Source organism: Marinobacter alexandrii, assembly GCA_039984955.1.
Lineage (GTDB): Bacteria > Bacteroidota > Bacteroidia > Cytophagales > Cyclobacteriaceae > Ekhidna.
This window is the reverse complement of sequence record JBDWTN010000007.1, coordinates 175,828-191,507: the sequence shown is the minus strand read 5'-3', so window position 1 is coordinate 191,507 and position 15,680 is coordinate 175,828. Positions and strand designations below refer to the sequence as shown.

General features: G+C 37.9%; 16 protein-coding genes and 1 tRNA gene. 6 read left to right on the top strand and 11 right to left on the bottom strand.

Features of this window, described 5'->3' with window-relative positions; genetic code table 11:
* Window positions 1-118: 118 nt before the first annotated feature.
* The 8 genes from ABJQ32_07180 to pdxH form a co-directional block, all read right to left on the bottom strand.
* A complete protein-coding gene (locus tag ABJQ32_07180; protein MEP5289416.1) occupies window positions 119-2,368 on the bottom strand; it encodes a S41 family peptidase in 2,250 nt (749 codons plus the stop codon).
* A gap of 202 nt (window positions 2,369-2,570) precedes the next feature.
* Window positions 2,571-3,023, bottom strand: a complete 453-nt coding sequence (locus tag ABJQ32_07175) for a nuclear transport factor 2 family protein (protein ID MEP5289415.1) — start codon at window positions 3,021-3,023, stop codon at window positions 2,571-2,573.
* 90 nt (window positions 3,024-3,113) lie between these two features.
* On the bottom strand, window positions 3,114-3,617 hold the full coding sequence (locus ABJQ32_07170) for a nucleoside-triphosphatase (protein ID MEP5289414.1): 504 nt from the start codon (window positions 3,615-3,617) through the stop codon (window positions 3,114-3,116).
* Window positions 3,598-4,617, bottom strand: coding sequence for a hypothetical protein (locus ABJQ32_07165; protein ID MEP5289413.1), 1,020 nt, complete (start codon window positions 4,615-4,617; stop codon window positions 3,598-3,600). Before ABJQ32_07165 ends, ABJQ32_07170 begins: the two co-directional genes overlap by 20 nt.
* A 48-nt stretch (window positions 4,618-4,665) precedes the next feature.
* Window positions 4,666-5,532 (bottom strand): alpha/beta hydrolase, encoded by an 867-nt coding sequence (locus ABJQ32_07160; protein MEP5289412.1) that lies wholly within the window; start codon window positions 5,530-5,532, stop codon window positions 4,666-4,668.
* 16 nt (window positions 5,533-5,548) lie between these two features.
* Window positions 5,549-6,346 (bottom strand): MOSC N-terminal beta barrel domain-containing protein, encoded by a 798-nt coding sequence (locus tag ABJQ32_07155; protein MEP5289411.1) that lies wholly within the window; start codon window positions 6,344-6,346, stop codon window positions 5,549-5,551.
* A gap of 100 nt (window positions 6,347-6,446) precedes the next feature.
* Entirely contained in the window at window positions 6,447-7,640 is a 1,194-nt protein-coding gene (locus ABJQ32_07150; GenBank protein MEP5289410.1) for a hypothetical protein, read from the bottom strand.
* Entirely contained in the window at window positions 7,640-8,281 is a 642-nt protein-coding gene (gene pdxH, locus ABJQ32_07145; protein ID MEP5289409.1) for a pyridoxamine 5'-phosphate oxidase, read from the bottom strand. The genes ABJQ32_07150 and pdxH overlap by 1 nt, the downstream gene beginning before the upstream one ends.
* Window positions 8,282-8,349: 68 nt before the next feature.
* Here pdxH and ABJQ32_07140 point away from each other — a divergent pair, with 68 nt between their 5' ends.
* The 6 genes from ABJQ32_07140 (at window position 8,350) to ABJQ32_07115 (ending at window position 13,719) form a co-directional block, all read left to right on the top strand.
* Window positions 8,350-8,934 carry a tRNA-(ms[2]io[6]A)-hydroxylase gene (locus tag ABJQ32_07140; GenBank protein ID MEP5289408.1) on the top strand — a complete coding sequence of 195 codons (585 nt, stop codon included), beginning with the start codon at window positions 8,350-8,352 and terminating at the stop codon, window positions 8,932-8,934.
* Window position 8,935: 1 nt separating this feature from the next.
* Window positions 8,936-9,514, top strand: a complete 579-nt coding sequence (locus tag ABJQ32_07135; protein ID MEP5289407.1) for a YqgE/AlgH family protein — start codon at window positions 8,936-8,938, stop codon at window positions 9,512-9,514.
* Between the two features lie 46 nt (window positions 9,515-9,560).
* Complete coding sequence (locus ABJQ32_07130; protein MEP5289406.1) at window positions 9,561-11,813, top strand: DUF349 domain-containing protein; 2,253 nt, start codon at window positions 9,561-9,563, stop codon at window positions 11,811-11,813.
* Window positions 11,814-11,984: 171 nt separating this feature from the next.
* Window positions 11,985-12,058, top strand: a tRNA-Thr gene (locus ABJQ32_07125).
* Window positions 12,059-12,382: 324 nt separating this feature from the next.
* Complete coding sequence (locus tag ABJQ32_07120) at window positions 12,383-12,874, top strand: hypothetical protein (GenBank protein ID MEP5289405.1); 492 nt, start codon at window positions 12,383-12,385, stop codon at window positions 12,872-12,874.
* Window positions 12,875-13,203: 329 nt separating this feature from the next.
* Window positions 13,204-13,719, top strand: coding sequence for a hypothetical protein (locus ABJQ32_07115; protein MEP5289404.1), 516 nt, complete (start codon window positions 13,204-13,206; stop codon window positions 13,717-13,719).
* Here the strand turns inward: ABJQ32_07115 and ABJQ32_07110 are convergent, their stop codons facing one another.
* From ABJQ32_07110 to ABJQ32_07100, 3 genes are read right to left on the bottom strand one after another with little or no spacing between them, the layout of a single operon-like run.
* Window positions 13,720-14,502: a M48 family metallopeptidase gene (locus ABJQ32_07110; GenBank protein ID MEP5289403.1), complete on the bottom strand. Its 783-nt coding sequence runs from the start codon at window positions 14,500-14,502 to the stop codon at window positions 13,720-13,722.
* Window positions 14,499-14,984: a DUF4870 domain-containing protein gene (locus ABJQ32_07105; GenBank protein MEP5289402.1), complete on the bottom strand. Its 486-nt coding sequence runs from the start codon at window positions 14,982-14,984 to the stop codon at window positions 14,499-14,501. Before ABJQ32_07105 ends, ABJQ32_07110 begins: the two co-directional genes overlap by 4 nt.
* Entirely contained in the window at window positions 14,981-15,565 is a 585-nt protein-coding gene (locus tag ABJQ32_07100) for a DUF4389 domain-containing protein (GenBank protein ID MEP5289401.1), read from the bottom strand. The genes ABJQ32_07105 and ABJQ32_07100 overlap by 4 nt, the downstream gene beginning before the upstream one ends.
* Window positions 15,566-15,680: the final 115 nt, after the last annotated feature.

Genomic DNA, 15,680 nt, shown 5'->3' with positions numbered 1-15,680 from the left:
TTGAACACAATCATGAATGGGATCAACGCATTGTAATTGAATACACCGAAGCTTTAAAGTGAAGCACTTTCCGGGAGTGAAGAGCTTGTTTGATTTGGTTCTTCAGTGTTTTAGTGAATTATTTTAAAATCACATTAATAGCAGTTTCTAAAAATTCATCCTTGTTTGAATTGAACCCCTCAATTGTTTTGTTAACATATATGTCTGGTAATACCCCGATAGCATGATGCTGAGAACCATCATGTTTGAAAACCTTCATTCCTGTCCAGCTTATATTATAATTTCCCGGAAGATCGAATGAATTCACGTTACCATTAGTACCCGCAGTTGGCTGACCTACAATAGTTGCTAATTCATAACCTTCTATGAAACCCATATAGCTTTCTGCATAACTTATCGCACTACCATCAATTAGGAAAATAATTTTTTTATCGCCCAGGTAGGGCTCTTTTGCTTGCAATTCCCATCCATATTTGTCATAACCAGTAATTTTTGCTTGATTGGGATAGATGATATTCGGCACCCTCATCCAGGCCTTAGAAGTATCGTTTCTTGGTAATAAGTATGAAATGAAATCATGATTTCCGTTTGGATAACCTCTTAAATCACAAATGATGCCTTTTGCTTCTTTAAGTTTTGGTAAAATATTCCTGATGGTGTCTATTTCAATCATATCAAGATTGAGATAAATAATGTTTTTATCTAATAGTTTATAGTTGTTTTCTTGAATCTCAATATTACTATCATTGCCATATAGATATTTTTCACTGTGTTTTAGCACAATGTTTTTCTGGTTCACTTCCAATATTAACTCTTGGTCTTTTTCACCCATTAAACTTTTAGTTCGAGCCTTATAATCCAACCATCCTTTTGTTCCCGCTGAAATTCTAGTGTGAACTTCATTAAAGTAATTTTCCGCGGAAAGATTATTTACTTTGGTTACAATATCGCCTACTTGTAAATCCTTGTTTTCATCATAGATTTTTGTGATGACAAGTTTGCCTTCTATCCATTCCCATCTTATCGGAGGGACATAGTCTAAAGAAACGCCACGTACTGTGATATGTCCATCTTTTAACGAAGCTGTAAATTTTTGTAGTGTTATAAGGTGTTCATGAGGTGTTGAGTCAATAAAACTTCTTTCCAAAGCAGTTTCTAATTCTTCCACCCAGTTCACACCTACTTCCTGGAAGTATGGATAAAAGTGTTGGAATACATTATAGGTGGTTATGATATTACCTAGGCGCACATTTATATTATTCGGATTATTAGGAATGTCCTTTAACCTTTCTTGTAGTTCCTTTATAGAATTGCTTTTAGGATAAGTGTTTTCTTCATTACCATATAAACTTAACGGTATTTGGCAAAAGACACCCTCACCTATTTCTTCTTGAATGAATTCTCCAAATTCTGGGTATGCTTCAAAAATGGATTCTCCTTTTATCCTTTTTATCTTCCCTTCATATTTGATGGCCGCACCTCTTTGACCTTGAACATACTCCGTATTTGAAACTTCATGGGAGTATCCATCACCTTTTCCAATCCATTCTGTTTGTTCATTTTTTTCACCGACCTCTTCAGCCTCAAAGTCACCATTTTTAATGGGTATCTCTATCCATTGATCGTCTTCCTGATAATAAAGATGGACATCATCCAGATATAAAGTTCCTTTTCCAGAAATAAGACAACCAAAAACCAGATTAGAAGCTAAGGAATCAATGTCTCCCATGATTTCATATTCTGTCCACCTGTTACTTTGAATAGGATTATTGCCCATATTATCGAAAAAACCCCTCGTTTTGTCAGATTTATCAACCCTTAACCATAAACGCCCTGTTCCTGTACTTCCTTCTTTAAGTTTTACCCAACCTGAATATTTTATTTTCTTTCCTTTATATTTCTCGGGATCAATTGACATTAAGAGATTCCCAAAACGACTAGTTTCATCAATTTTCATGAGTCGATTTACCCGGACACTTTTATAGAGACGACCCGGATTCATGTCAAAGGATACTCCTAAATGTTGCCAATGAGAGGTTTGATAATTTTCTATGTTTTCAGGTGTAATTGTTTCTAAATTATAATCTTTTCTTTTCTTTGAAAACGAAACACTTGGAGCGATAGGTTGGAATAAGCGATTGAGTGTATTAATTACTTCTTCTTGATTTTTACATTTCGAAATCTCTTCAGCTCCATAAGCAGAAAAACTATTCCAATCAATATTAGAAGCTTCATCACTAGGATGAAAATACTTTACATAGCCATATGCCTTAGTAAAGGTTTTTAAATTGGCGAATTTGTCTTGTTTCTTTGTGCAAGAAGTACTGATAAGTAAGATTACACTTAGAATAAAAATATTATTTCTCATAGTTGGTTTGCTCGGAAATTCAGGTATATCCGTTAATTGCGCTTACTGTTCATTTGTTCCAAAATAGTAGAGAAGATTTTTTCGTGAAAATGATTTGCGCAAAAATTTTAATAATAATTATGCAATAAACGTTTCCAATTACTGAACTCTAGTGCGAACTACTATTACTTTGATTGAAGAGTTTGTTTGATTTGACTTTAAATTAATGATCTTCTGAATCATTAAACTGCCAAAGCACATTTACGATTTGCCATTTGCCATTCAATTTCACGATGTGCATATAGTCGATCCAATCATCGGCTATGAGCTTCACAGAAGCTACTTTATCATAAACATCAAGTATGATTACGTCCTTCTTCGGGTTCTCTGGAAACTTGTCTCCATTCTCATTGTAAGTCGCTGCTAAAAGAACCATACCATCTTTAAATGTCTCTCTTAGGTATTCTTTTTTAGCCTTTTTATTTGTCCAAAAAGTTCTTTTGACCATTCTTGGGTGAGCTGCCCGCTCAAATTGTTCAGGTTTCACATTATGTTGTGATTCAATGTAGTCTAGGGCGACTTGCTTAATGTCCAAAGAGTCTTGTGAGGTTTGAGCGTTGATATAAGATGTAGATCCAAAAAATAGACCCAGTATGAGGATAATAGAATGCTTCATAAATATTATGGATTATTTGTAAAACCAGATAAACGATTGTCGAACCCTGATGTTCCGCCAATCAATTTTGAAAAGGTCAAGATTTTCTAATTATAAACTGGGTACATCTTCTTTTTCCAGAATTGCTTTTATTGGTAGCTTATATTTTTCCAATACCTCATCAACTAGGGAATCTCGCACGACCAAAATAAGATTTTGAATAGATACTGATTGGATATGTTCAAGAAAATGACTTAACGCAGGTTCAAGTCCCAAGTTTTTCAGTTCTAGCTTCCCAATTTCATCCACAATAAAGTAATCGTAAGGTGCATTACTTTCATTTAATGTCTTTCTAGCTTGATCAAAGGCCTTTTCAGAAAAGATATATCTGCCTACATTAATGGGACTATCATTTTCTTGAAGCCTTTCCATGGACCAACGTTCTTTGGAAGCAATGTCCAGAAACCATTTTTTAGAATCAATGACAAGATTGAGTAACCCACCTACACGCATTCCTTGCTTTTCTATGTCATCAATCCACTCAGACAATGCGGTAGACTTTCCCGATTGGATTTCTCCAGTGAGAATATAAATGCTACAGTTTGTAGATGGCATAGTAGAGATAAAGAGTCATGAAGTTGGTAAATGGATAGCCGCTTCCTTGTTTTCGATGTTTCCATGCAAACTGCCCAAAGCCGATCAATATAGGTATGCGAACTTGCACTGCTTCAATTTCAGAGGTCAAAGAGGCTTGTTTTTCATGGAAGATTCTTTTCATACCCCAAGCCAAGACTGGACGGGCAATGATCAACCAAACGCTAATGATGATGATAGTTCTAACTAGTTGTGTGATCGCAGATTCATAGCTTAAGAATAGGACTTGAATAAATAGTACAACCAATATGATGAGAAGAAGCATGATCCATTTTCGCTTTGGAGAATGAGTGGTTTTCTGCTCAAGATTCAATGATGGAAATGAAGCAATGCGTTCATCCAGCTGTTTAGCATTGCGATGGAATAGAGAGGGGAGTTTGGTTGAGATGATGCCAACGATCAATCCTCCGATGGTATATAAACCAATATAGGAGAAAATGAGCCAATTGGATAGTGAAAAGTCAATCTCTGAAATTGATAATCTGGTTATCAGACTTTTGGAAAATTGATCGATTGCCTCCCAAAAATTGACACCAAACAAGATGGTCAGGATGATGATCTTCTGAATTGCTGATAGGACAAGACTCAAAATGGCTGTGAACAAAGCTGCAATAGTGAAGTTTCGAATGACATGAAAGAATAATGCTCCTAATGAAGCTTGTAATGCAACAGCGAAAAAAGCACCTATAGGTGCATGTGGACTGATGGCTAGTTTTATGCCGAGTACGAATACAACAGATTTCAAGATTTCAGTAGCAGGCTTCTCAGCATGAAAAGCGATCAGTGCAATGAATAATACAGAAAGTCCCCCCACGATCAATCCTGTAAAGGGAGACTGGACAGTATGCATGATACCCCCCAATGCACACTCAGATATGGACCAGGCAATGGTGATCCGATGAGTTAACTGGGTTGATGCTATGTTGTTATTTTGTGATGTTTCCAATAAAAGAGATTTCATTAATCAACAACTATTCAAACTGGAAATCTTCAGAAATCCTCATCAGTTTTACAGTCGTTCTTTTACAAGTTTTACATAATGGTGTGAATTTTCCAATTCAGGAAAATGTCCACAGTCATTAAATTCTATTATCTCACAATTAGGTAAGTGCTCAAGGATAGACTTATTGTTCGTTTTCTGATGGGTAAAGTCCTTATTTCCCCATACCAAAGTTGCTGGTACTTCTAATGTTTTGAGTGCTGAATTCTTATCCTTAGTCAATCCTTGAACTAGCCCTGATAAGCAAAAACACCCGCCTTTTTTTAAAGAATTCAAAGCCTTACTTTGATAACCTGATATATCAGAACCCTTGGGGAGTGCATACTTATACCAGTTTTTCGCGAATTTTTTTTCTAAAAATGCATTAGCCAACTGTCCTAGAATTGGTTTTGTTAAAATCTTAGGAACGGTGTTAGATACCCAGCTTTCCATTAAATGTATGGAAGGTGTTTGAGCTAAAAACAGATGAGTGAATCGTTCTGGGGCTACTTGGGCGGCTTTAATTGCATAAAACCCATTGCCACAAGAAAATGAGAGAGCAGCTTCTTCCACTCTTAAAATATTCATTAAATTTAAAACCAGACTGACTGATTTTTCGAGTGAGTAGTCATATTTTAATGTAGGGTATGAAAAGCCAAACCCAGGAAACTCAAAACAAATTACTCGAAAGTCTTTAGAAAGTTTCTCAATTAAATACTCATGATGTTCAATAACATTTGGACCATCTGGAACATTAATGATTACTGGTTTATTCCCTTGTGTATCAAGCGCTCTGATTTTCCCAAAATCAGTTTCAATCCATTGAGTTTTCAGGTTCTTATCACCTAATCTGCTTTTGAAAGCAACTCTAAAAGCATCTATAAAATTTCCGTTCATCGTTTTATGTGAGCTCCTATTGAAATTGGACAGTCTCCAATATTTCAACCTTGTCGCCTGTCTTCAAAATCTTTCCTGTTTCGGTGGGAGGAAGATAGGTGTCCACGGTAAGGTGGTAGAAATTACCAAATTGACCGAGTGTACTTTCTTCGGGGAGGTTTTCTGCCCTACTTTTTATCAAGGTTTTCACAAAGGATTTGTCGGTTTCGCCTGTCATAGGATTGCGAGGAGGGACGTTGCATCTTGCTCTGGGAGACATGCCGATGCATTCTACTTCACCCATTCTAAAGCGAATGCCGGATTGTGGAGTATTGAAAAGCTGTTCTTCCCAATAGGCATCTACATCTGTTAATTCAATGTTCGTTCGAAAACGTAAGCGTAAGTCTTCTATGCTTAACGTTGGAAAGTCTTTCTGCAAAGAAAGGAGGGAAGCCTCACTTACAACAGTAACGCTGCTATTTCGAGGGATATCCAGGAGTTCTCCTTGTTCATTATGTTCCAGGCGAAGTTTCATGTCAAAGAAATCCTGCAGGTATGACTGGAGTTCAAGATTATCAGCCCGAAGTTCAAATACCTCCCAGCTATTCAAACCTCTTTCCGTCAGTTGGATAGACTTATTGTCTAGGTCAAACTTGGAATGCAATTGGTTGACTCTACCTGTACGCTTGCCATTCACATACCTACCATCTTCAGCAATCATGGCGAAGATGCGATCATTTTTTAGCGAGTGCACTCCAATTTCTACTTCTTGCAGCTCCACAGGATCCAATGATTTGATCGGATAGATACGGATGTTTGAAATGGAGGGAGCCATAATATTTTATCAACTTGATTCAACCGATTAAGATAGAGGATTCTAAACCATTTTTGAGAGAGTCTCAAAAGGAAAATCAAAAACTGCTTGTGCTTGTGAACTACCAACTAACAGTCTCTCTATCCAAATACCGCAATTGGATCAAAAGTGATTCTTTGGAGCCTTTCAGGAATAAATGTTTTGCTCTCAGCCATTCAATAGCTTCCTCTAGTTCTACATTCTGATAGAATTCATCTCTAGCCAGATGAACAAACTTTAAGATCTTGAATGCGTCAAACCAGTGAAAGAAACGTCTAACAAATGCTTCCTTTGAGCTTACCTGCTTCTTGACCTCATTAATTTGATCTACCCAATCATCACCCAAAAAAGAAGTGAGCGTCATGGGGATTTTCCAGATATCTTCTTCCCAAAAAGACTCCACTTTACTGAAGAAGAGTTTAAGGTCTTCAAAAATATTCGGGTGATAGACGGAATAGTCTTCCGTTGCATGGATCATATCATTTATGGCTTTTCCAGTTCCGAAAGGAACCCGATCAGAAACCCTATCAGAAGGGCGTACTGTGGTGCTATTGATCTCTACAAACTTCCCATGTGGAATAGTTTTGTTGAGAAAGTAAAAATCTTCGCCAGCCTTTCGGGTATTCATGCCGCCTACTTTTTCATACATTGACGTTCGTACGGTAATACATGAACCTAACGTTTGATGAGCATATGGAAACTCGGTATGTCTCAACCCGTCAATGTAGTATCGCAGATACAATTCATAATCAACGATTGATTCGTGATTCACACCATGAAGTTGATGCTCATAAAAAACAACTCCTGCTTGAGTTCCAGGATTTGCAAAGGCAAGCTCTATTTCATCGAGATAGTTTGCATCACAACGGCAGTCTGCATCAAAGCAGACGATTCCTCCGTCATTGCCTGATCTTCGAAAGATTCGTACAGCCTCATCCATTCCTATTTTTCGAGCAAGTCCTACACCTGCTTTTTTGTTTGGCAGCTTTTGATGTGAAATCAATAGTGGTAGTTTGCTTTGATAGTTTTTTAGATCATCCAGTGTTTTCTTATTGGCAGCTTGATCCTTCTTGGTAGCATTTTCTGATTCATTCACTACAACGATTACAAGCACCTGGCCATGTGTTTCATCGCATGCATTTAATGCGTTTAGCGCGCCAATTAAATCTGGTTCTTTAAAACAGGGGATGACCACAATCAGAGACAGGTTACCAGGTGGTTGATAATCAGGAAAGAGTTTGTGCGGCCAGGCATACCGCTCTAGGTAGATAGACATCAGGGAGAAAGTCGGCTAATGTTCCAATTACCTTCACTTTGTTCGAATAGGATGCGATCATGCAATCGACTCGATCGCCCTTGCCAAAACTCAATGGAATCGGGAATGACGCGGTATCCACCCCAATGATCTGGAAGCGGAATCTTTCCATCCTTGAATTTTTGTTTCATCTGAGCCAACTTCGTTTCTAAAATATTCCGGGAAGTAATCACCTCGCTTTGGTTGGATACCCAGGCGCCTAACTGGCTTCCTGAAGGTCTGGATAAGAAATAATTGAGAGATTCTTTAGTAGATACTTTTTTTACTTCACCAGTAATGGCGACTTGGCGCTCTAAAGAATACCAGGGAAACAGTAGTGATACTTTCGGATTTTCATTCAAGTGACTTGCTTTTCTACTTTCATAATTTGTATAAAATACAAAGCCATCTTCATTAAATGTTTTAAGTAGTACAGTCCGCTGATAAGGTTGTCCTTCTGGGTTGACTGTAGAAAGGATCATTGCTGTAGGTTCTACTATCTCACTATTTAATGCTTCCTGAAACCATTTTTCAAATTGTTCGAACGGGTTCTGCAAAACAGATTGTTCATCCAGTTCTGCCTGAGTGTATTCTTTACGTATAGAAGCAATATCCTCTCTCATGTTCAGCTTTCCGTTTACTTTTGAAACACAACTTATGTTGAATTTAAAAGTTAGTAATCCAAAGGTAGATGAAGTTTAGAATTGACTTGACAGTAGACTCAAAAAAAGAATGGGTAGAAGCAGTGATGGCAGATTTTGATTCCTTTCTTCAGGATCATGCCGATTGCGAAAGGAAAGCTTCAGGGATGGCATTGAGTCTTGTCGCTAAATATCCCAATCGTACAGAAATTATCCCTGAACTCATTGATACATCCGTTGAAGAACTGGAGCATTTTAGAGATGTATATGATATCATGCAGCAGAGAGGCTTACAACTCAATCATGAAATACCCAAAGACATGTATATGCAAAAGCTGATTAAAATCTGTAGAGATGGAAGAGAAGAACGTTTCATGGATCGATTGTTATTAGCATCATTGGTAGAAACACGAGGTGCAGAACGTTTTAGATTAGTGTACGAAGCATTAGAGGAAGGAGGTTTGAAACAGTTTTATCATCGACTTTGGGCATCAGAGGCTAGACATGGAGAGGTATTTGTGAAGATGGCGCTTAATTACTTTGATGAACAGGAGGTGTATGATCGGTTGGAGGAAATGAAACAATTGGAGGGAGTCATTCTGGATGAACTTCCCATAAGACCCGCATTGCATTAGTATGGATTTTTTTTCGTCAGATAAACTTATAAAGCCAGAGAAAGGAGACCTTTTAATCTCTGAACCCTATTTGCCTGATCCAAACTTTGAACGTACAGTCGTGTTCCTTTGTGAACATGATGAAAATGGAACATTTGGATTTGTACTCAATAATCAGGCAAATGTGGGCTTGAAGGAAGTAGTAGATGAAGTGGGTAGCTATCCCGCAAAACTATTTGTAGGAGGTCCGGTAGAGCATGATACTCTACATTTCGTCCATCGCGAACAAAAGCTGATTGATTCATCCAGAGAAGTGGTTAATGGGGTTTATTGGGGTGGAGATTTCAATAAACTTACGGAAATGATGAATACTCGAAGTGTTCAGCCAACGGATGTTAGATTTTTTATAGGCTACTCTGGTTGGGGTCCAGGTCAGTTAATGGATGAGATGAAAGCTAAGTCGTGGATTGTCTTAAAAAACACTACGCCGGAAATGATTTTTGATTGGGACAACCAAGACCTATGGAAAGCGTGTCTAAAAATCATGGGTGGGAAATACCGGCTCATGTCTAACTATCCAAAAGATCCCCGATTGAATTAGGGTATTTGGTTAGTTTTGTGTCTTAGAGAAAAGTAAAGTTTCCATAATGGATAATGCAGAGAAATTGCAGGATGTTTCGGATCAAACCAAAAACGAAACTCCTGATGAAGTTCAGAGCCAATCTGAATTAAGTAATGAAAATCAACCCGAAGTAGTAGAAGAACATAGGGAAGAGGCCACTGAGGAGATCGTGGAAACGAAATCAGAAGAAGCTCCTGTTGAAGTAGCATCTGAAGAGAGTCCTGAAGTAGAGAAAGTAGAAGAAACTCCAGAGACTGTTGCTGAATCAAGTGAGGTAGAGGAAGTAGAAAAAGTCGAGGAGATAGAAGCCGAGGTAGTGATTGATGAGAAGGCTGAAATGGATAACATTGAAGTTGCTCAAGAGGCCATTTCTGAGAAGCCCAAACCAAGTGAAACTGAGGAGGAGGTGACGACTGAGACGGTAGCTGTTGAGACTGTTGAAAAACAGAAAGTTGAAGAAACTCAAGAAGCTACTGTTGAAACAAGTGAAGGAGTTAATGAGGCTGATGAAAATGACTCAGTAGAAGAAGAAAGTGACAGTTCGAGCGAAGAAGATACACAAGAAGAAGAACTCGATTTTGATCATGCTTCCAAAGATGAGATTGTCTCGAAGATTCGAGAAATAAAAAACGAAGAAAACATTCGGTCACTCGACCGAGTGCTAAAAGCCATTAAACCACGCTTTGATGAGCTATATGAAATCTCTAAAAATGAAGCGTTGCAGAAATTTGTTTCCGAAGGAAACGAAGCAGATTCATTTGAATATCACGGAGATGAAATAGATAAGGAGTTTTTCACTCTTTTCGGTCAGCTTAGAACGAAGCGAAATAAGCATTATAAGGATTTAGAAAATCAAAAGGAAGATAACCTCAAGAAGAAGGAGCGATTGCTCGAAGAATTGCGACAGATCGTAGATGGTGAGGAATCTTCCAATAGCATCAATTCCGTTCGGGACCTTCAGTCAGAATGGAAAAAAGTGGGCCCTGTTCCCGGAGCGCAGAATAAGACGCTTTGGGCGAATTACAATGCGTTACTTGACAGATATTATGATAATCGAAGTATTTACTTCGAGCTGAAAGATCTGGATCGAAAGAAGAACTTGAAGTTGAAGGAGGAGCTTTGTGAAAAGGCTGAAGCGCTGAGTGAAACTGAGGACATGAAAACGGCGATCATTCAGTTGAACGAGCTGCATGATGAATATAAGCACCTAGGTCCGGTACCTAAGGAGCATCAGGAGCCATTATGGCAAAGATTTAAGGCTGCTTCAGATGCGATTTACTCACGTCGCAAGGAGTATTTTGAAGGGCTCAAAGTTGAGTTTGAAGCCAACCTCTTGAAGAAGGAAGAGCTGATCAAGCAAGTGGAAGAGTTTACAAAGTTTAGCTCGGATAGAATTACGGAGTGGAATGATCAAACTAGAGGGCTTCTTGAATTGCAAAAGCAATGGGAAGCAATAGGAGGGGTGCCAAGAGAGAATGCCAAAGCTACCAATAAAGCATTTTGGAATGCATTCAAAGGATTCTTTGCCAATAAGAATCAGTTTTTCAAAGAACTAGAATCAAAACGAGAAGAAAACCTTGCTAAAAAGCACGGGCTCATTGAAAAAGCTGAAGCTTTGAAGGATAACGAAGAATGGAACTCTACCGCTGATAAGTTTAAACATTTGCAAGCTCAGTGGAAAGATGTAGGTCCTGTGCCTGAGAAGGTTCGAAATGAAACGTACAAGAAATTTAAAACTGCTTGCGATCATTTTTTTAATAAACGGAGGGATCAGAATAAAGAGCAATTCAAAGAATATGAAGACAATCTTCAGTTGAAACTTAAGATTTGTGATCAGTTAGAGGCCGCAGGAGCGGGGGATGAGGTTAACCTAGATGATGTGTATGATTTGATTGATAATTATACTGCGATAGGATTTGTTCCTAAGAATACCATCAAAAAAATTCACAATCGATTTGATAAAGTGAAAGAGGCGATACTCTCTAATGAAGCAATTCATGAAGATGATCGTACAGATCTAAGAAATCATATCTCGATGGGACGTTTAAGAAATTCTCCAGGTGGAGCGCAAAAACTTAATCGTAAGGAACATTCTATCAAGCGAAAAATTTCTTCTATTGAGAATGATATTTCCACTTGGAACACAAACATGGAATTTTTCGCAAAATCTGCCACTGCTGATAAGTTAAAGGCGGATATGCAGGAAAGAATTGATAAGGCTAAAGGTGAATTAGAAGACCTGAAATTACAACTTGTAGCAATTTCTGCACAAAATTGAAAAATAGATTTGCGAAATAACTCTACACTGCTATTTTTGCAAACCGATTTTCAGCCTTGTAAGAGGATGAAGCTAGGCCTCCATAGTTTAGTTGCGGTTCGACGTTTCGACCAGAGCAGCACACTTGGAAGTCAAACTTTCTCACAAACAAGGCAAAAAAGCAGAAGCTAAGCCTCCATAGCTCAGTTGGCCAGAGCAGCGCACTTGTAATGCGCGGGTCGTTGGTTCGAATCCGACTGGAGGCTCTCAAACCCTGACAGACATGTCAGGGTTTTTTTATGTTTTTTTTGGTTGAGAACCACAGCAACTGACAGTCAACGAAGTTGGTTTGAAAGCGCAGCTTCACGAGGGATTGTATGTAATGCTTGTGAAGTATGAGATAAATAGATCGAAGGTTTCAGAGGGATTATGTGTATTGAGATTAGTGTAGTCCAATTGGAGATTACTCACCTATAGAGCCTTCCAATCAGGCACTAGAGTGGCTTTTTATTTAATGCTTTAAATCAACTTATTACCAAAACCATTTTTTATGAATTAAATTGAATAAGAGATAATTTAAAAAGTACAAAATGAAAGCACTTATTCAATTCTTTATCATATCTATGATATGTGTCAATTTTTCATTTGGTCAAAATAGGATCGAATTTAAAGTTGTAACAATTGTTGAATCCATTGTTCCAGGAGGGGTTGGTAGATCCAGAATTATCGAAACAGGCTCTGAATTGAATGTGGATGATTTTTCTGCTGACAGAACTGACGGAAAGAAAAGCAAATTAGATGCAGATAGAAAGGATTTAAAGGTTGATGAATTTAATGAAGCTAAACTGCTAAATTTTTACAGTATAACAGGGATTAACTTTCAAAACATCGCCTCTAATGATGCATTGATAACATCAAAAATTAACAAATTGATTGATGAGGGATGGGATCTTGCTTTTGTAACTAGCGGAGTGGAAAGCGATGCTGGTGTCTCAAAAGGACTTGGCGGAGGGCAAAATGATGGTAAAGGCATTTTTATAACACGTCTATTCTTCAAGAGAGTGATTGATGGTAGTGATTAATTCCGTTTATAAGGTTCAACTTGAGAATTTTGAAGCGGTAATTAAAGGTTCATTCAATTGAGTGAATTACTTTTACATTGCTCTGGCATAGCAGTATACAAATCTGAGAATGTAACAATAAATGGGTTTGTTCAGTGCATTAAATCACGCCCTTCACGGGGATCATTGACGGTGCTGACTGATTCATAATCCTTCTAATAAGAGGTTTGATATAGGCTGGCCAGAGTTTTTAAATTAAGTTAGCACACAAAGTTTCTCAGGCTTTTTTATTAAGATACTTGATTTCTACTTTTGAATTGTTGTAGTTCAAATGTGTTAAGCATCCATTTATGAGATTAAAATTAATATTACTCTTTGCCCTATTTGTAATGGGACTTGGCTCCACGGCTCAAATCTGTAAGTATGTGGTTAATGAAAAAGATCCGATCACAGATGATATTATTCGAACAGTAAAGACTCGATTAACAGGGCCTACACCTTACTACTACTTCTCATACATTAGAAATGGTAGTGATTTCAAGTTTCAGGTCGAGGTAGGTGACTATGGTGAACTTGACACAGTAATCCCTAAAGGAAGTGAATTGGTGATGCGTGCAGGAAATGGAGAAGTAATCCGTATGAATGCCATAGAAAGCTCTTCTCCTGAGATTATCAAAGATTTTGGAAGTAAGATTACACGTTATGATATCACGTATCAAATGTCTGAACAAAACATGAAGGATATCACAGAATCGGGCATTGTTTTTATTCGCATCAAAGACATGAAAAATACATTCAGTGATCAGAAGATTCCTGAAGCTGTTGTACAGATTTCCATAGATAATGCGGAATGTATTTTTAAGTAATTAAAGATTGGTCTCAATTAACTGCTCCCAGTCCAAATCAAATTTCCGTTCCTCAAATTCTACAGGTAGAGGGTATGAGAGTGCTCCTTCAATTCGATTTTTAGAATTGGGATGAGTCATGATAATTTCAAGATCATCTGGATAGGTTTTTTCCTCAGCCTTAAGTTTAGTAAAGAAATGTGCTAACCTTGACGGGTTGATTTGGGACTTTACCATTAATTCGTAGGCGAAATCATCCGCTTCTCTTTCTTGTTTACGATCAAAGCCGCTTGAGATCAATAGCTTGCTTATTTCAGAGATCATGACAGCATCTCCACCTGTAAGCACCGCTGCAAGCACGCTGAGTCCAAGTTCCTTCATCAATCGATCCACTAGGTCCCCATTTTCATGATGGCCTATTTCATGAGCCAGAATACCAGCAAGTTGTTCAGGGTTATCTACAAACTTGACAAGACCCGAAAAAACATAAACATGCCCATCTATCGTGGCGAAAGCATTGATTTCTGGACTCTCTATGAGATGAAACTTGTATACATACTGTTGATCCTTCAAAGAATCCAAGAGCCGGGTCGTAATAGGCGTGATGAACTTGTTGACGACTGAATCGTCATAGAACTCATAAGCATCTTCCAGGTCATCCATGATAAGCTCAGCCAAATCTTTTTCTCGATCTTTGCTAAGTCTCAAATCTGTTCCTGGAAGACTAAGTGGTCGCCATGTAAATGCTAACCAGATTAATCCAAAGACTAAAACTAGTATGAGTAACTCACGCCATATTTTCATTTAGGAGGTAAGTTTTGATTCTTGCCTTCGTCTATTTCCTTTATCTTAAATACAGCCTCATAAGAGAGTCTACCAAAGAAAAGGAAGTAATACATGCGTCCTTTTCGTGCCTTCACTGCACCTAATATGCTAAATGCGAAATAAGCAAGATTAAAAATGATTGCCATGATTACATAGCCTCTGAAATTATCAGTAAGGTCCCAGTCAAAGAAATAAATACGAACGGCCCAAAACACTCCAATAGCATTGATGACGGTTGTTGGGAGCTGACTAATCAATGATTGCAAAGAATGAAAATGCACAAACAGACCTTTCGACCTGTTTGTGAAATAATAAACAACTGCCGCAATGAGGTTAATGATAGGCAAAGGAAGCCCAACAGCGATTGATGCAAACATCATAAGGTATGATCCCATTGCATCATCTTTTTCCCTGTCACTTAGCTCACTTGGCTGTGGTATTGGATGATATTGTTCTTTCATGGTTTTCCAGAAAATGGAGGATATTCGTCTGTCATGAATGACATGTAGATATTAACTCGCATTCCCCATCGAATGGTTCCAACATTGAATTCATGCCAACTTTGAGGATATTCTGCTGTAAACAAGACTACCCACCAGGCTAAAAATTGTAATACAGAAGAAGCAATGGTTCTAAAGAAAAGCATAAAAGCATGAGGTAGTATTACGTAGAAGGCTCCCAAGAAAAAGCGCAATAGAAGAGTGCCTCTGCTAAGACGCTCAGGATATGGGATTTCCAAACTGGTGTATTCATCTTTACCATTGATACCAAAAGCAGGATAGTCATCAGATAAATTACTGATTCTAGCATTTAAGCGAAGGTTCCAGCGATAAAGCCCTTCCTGAAACTCGAAAAAACTCTGTGGATACTTGCCAGTAAACAGGACTATCCAGAATGAAATAACCGAGAGTATTGAACCCCAGAGTGAGACAAAAATTAACAAGAAAAGATGAGGTAGTACAATGTAGATACCTCCAAAAATTGATCTAAGCAAAAGCTCTCCTCGAGAGTATCGCTTTTGATACTTGATTTCTAATTTCATGAATAAATAAGGTTAGGTTTGACTGGTAAGATAAATAGTGATGTGAAACTTAGAAAGTATAAAACAAAAAAGCCTCGAATACTTCGAGGCTTTTTTAGGAATATCGCTTTAAAAA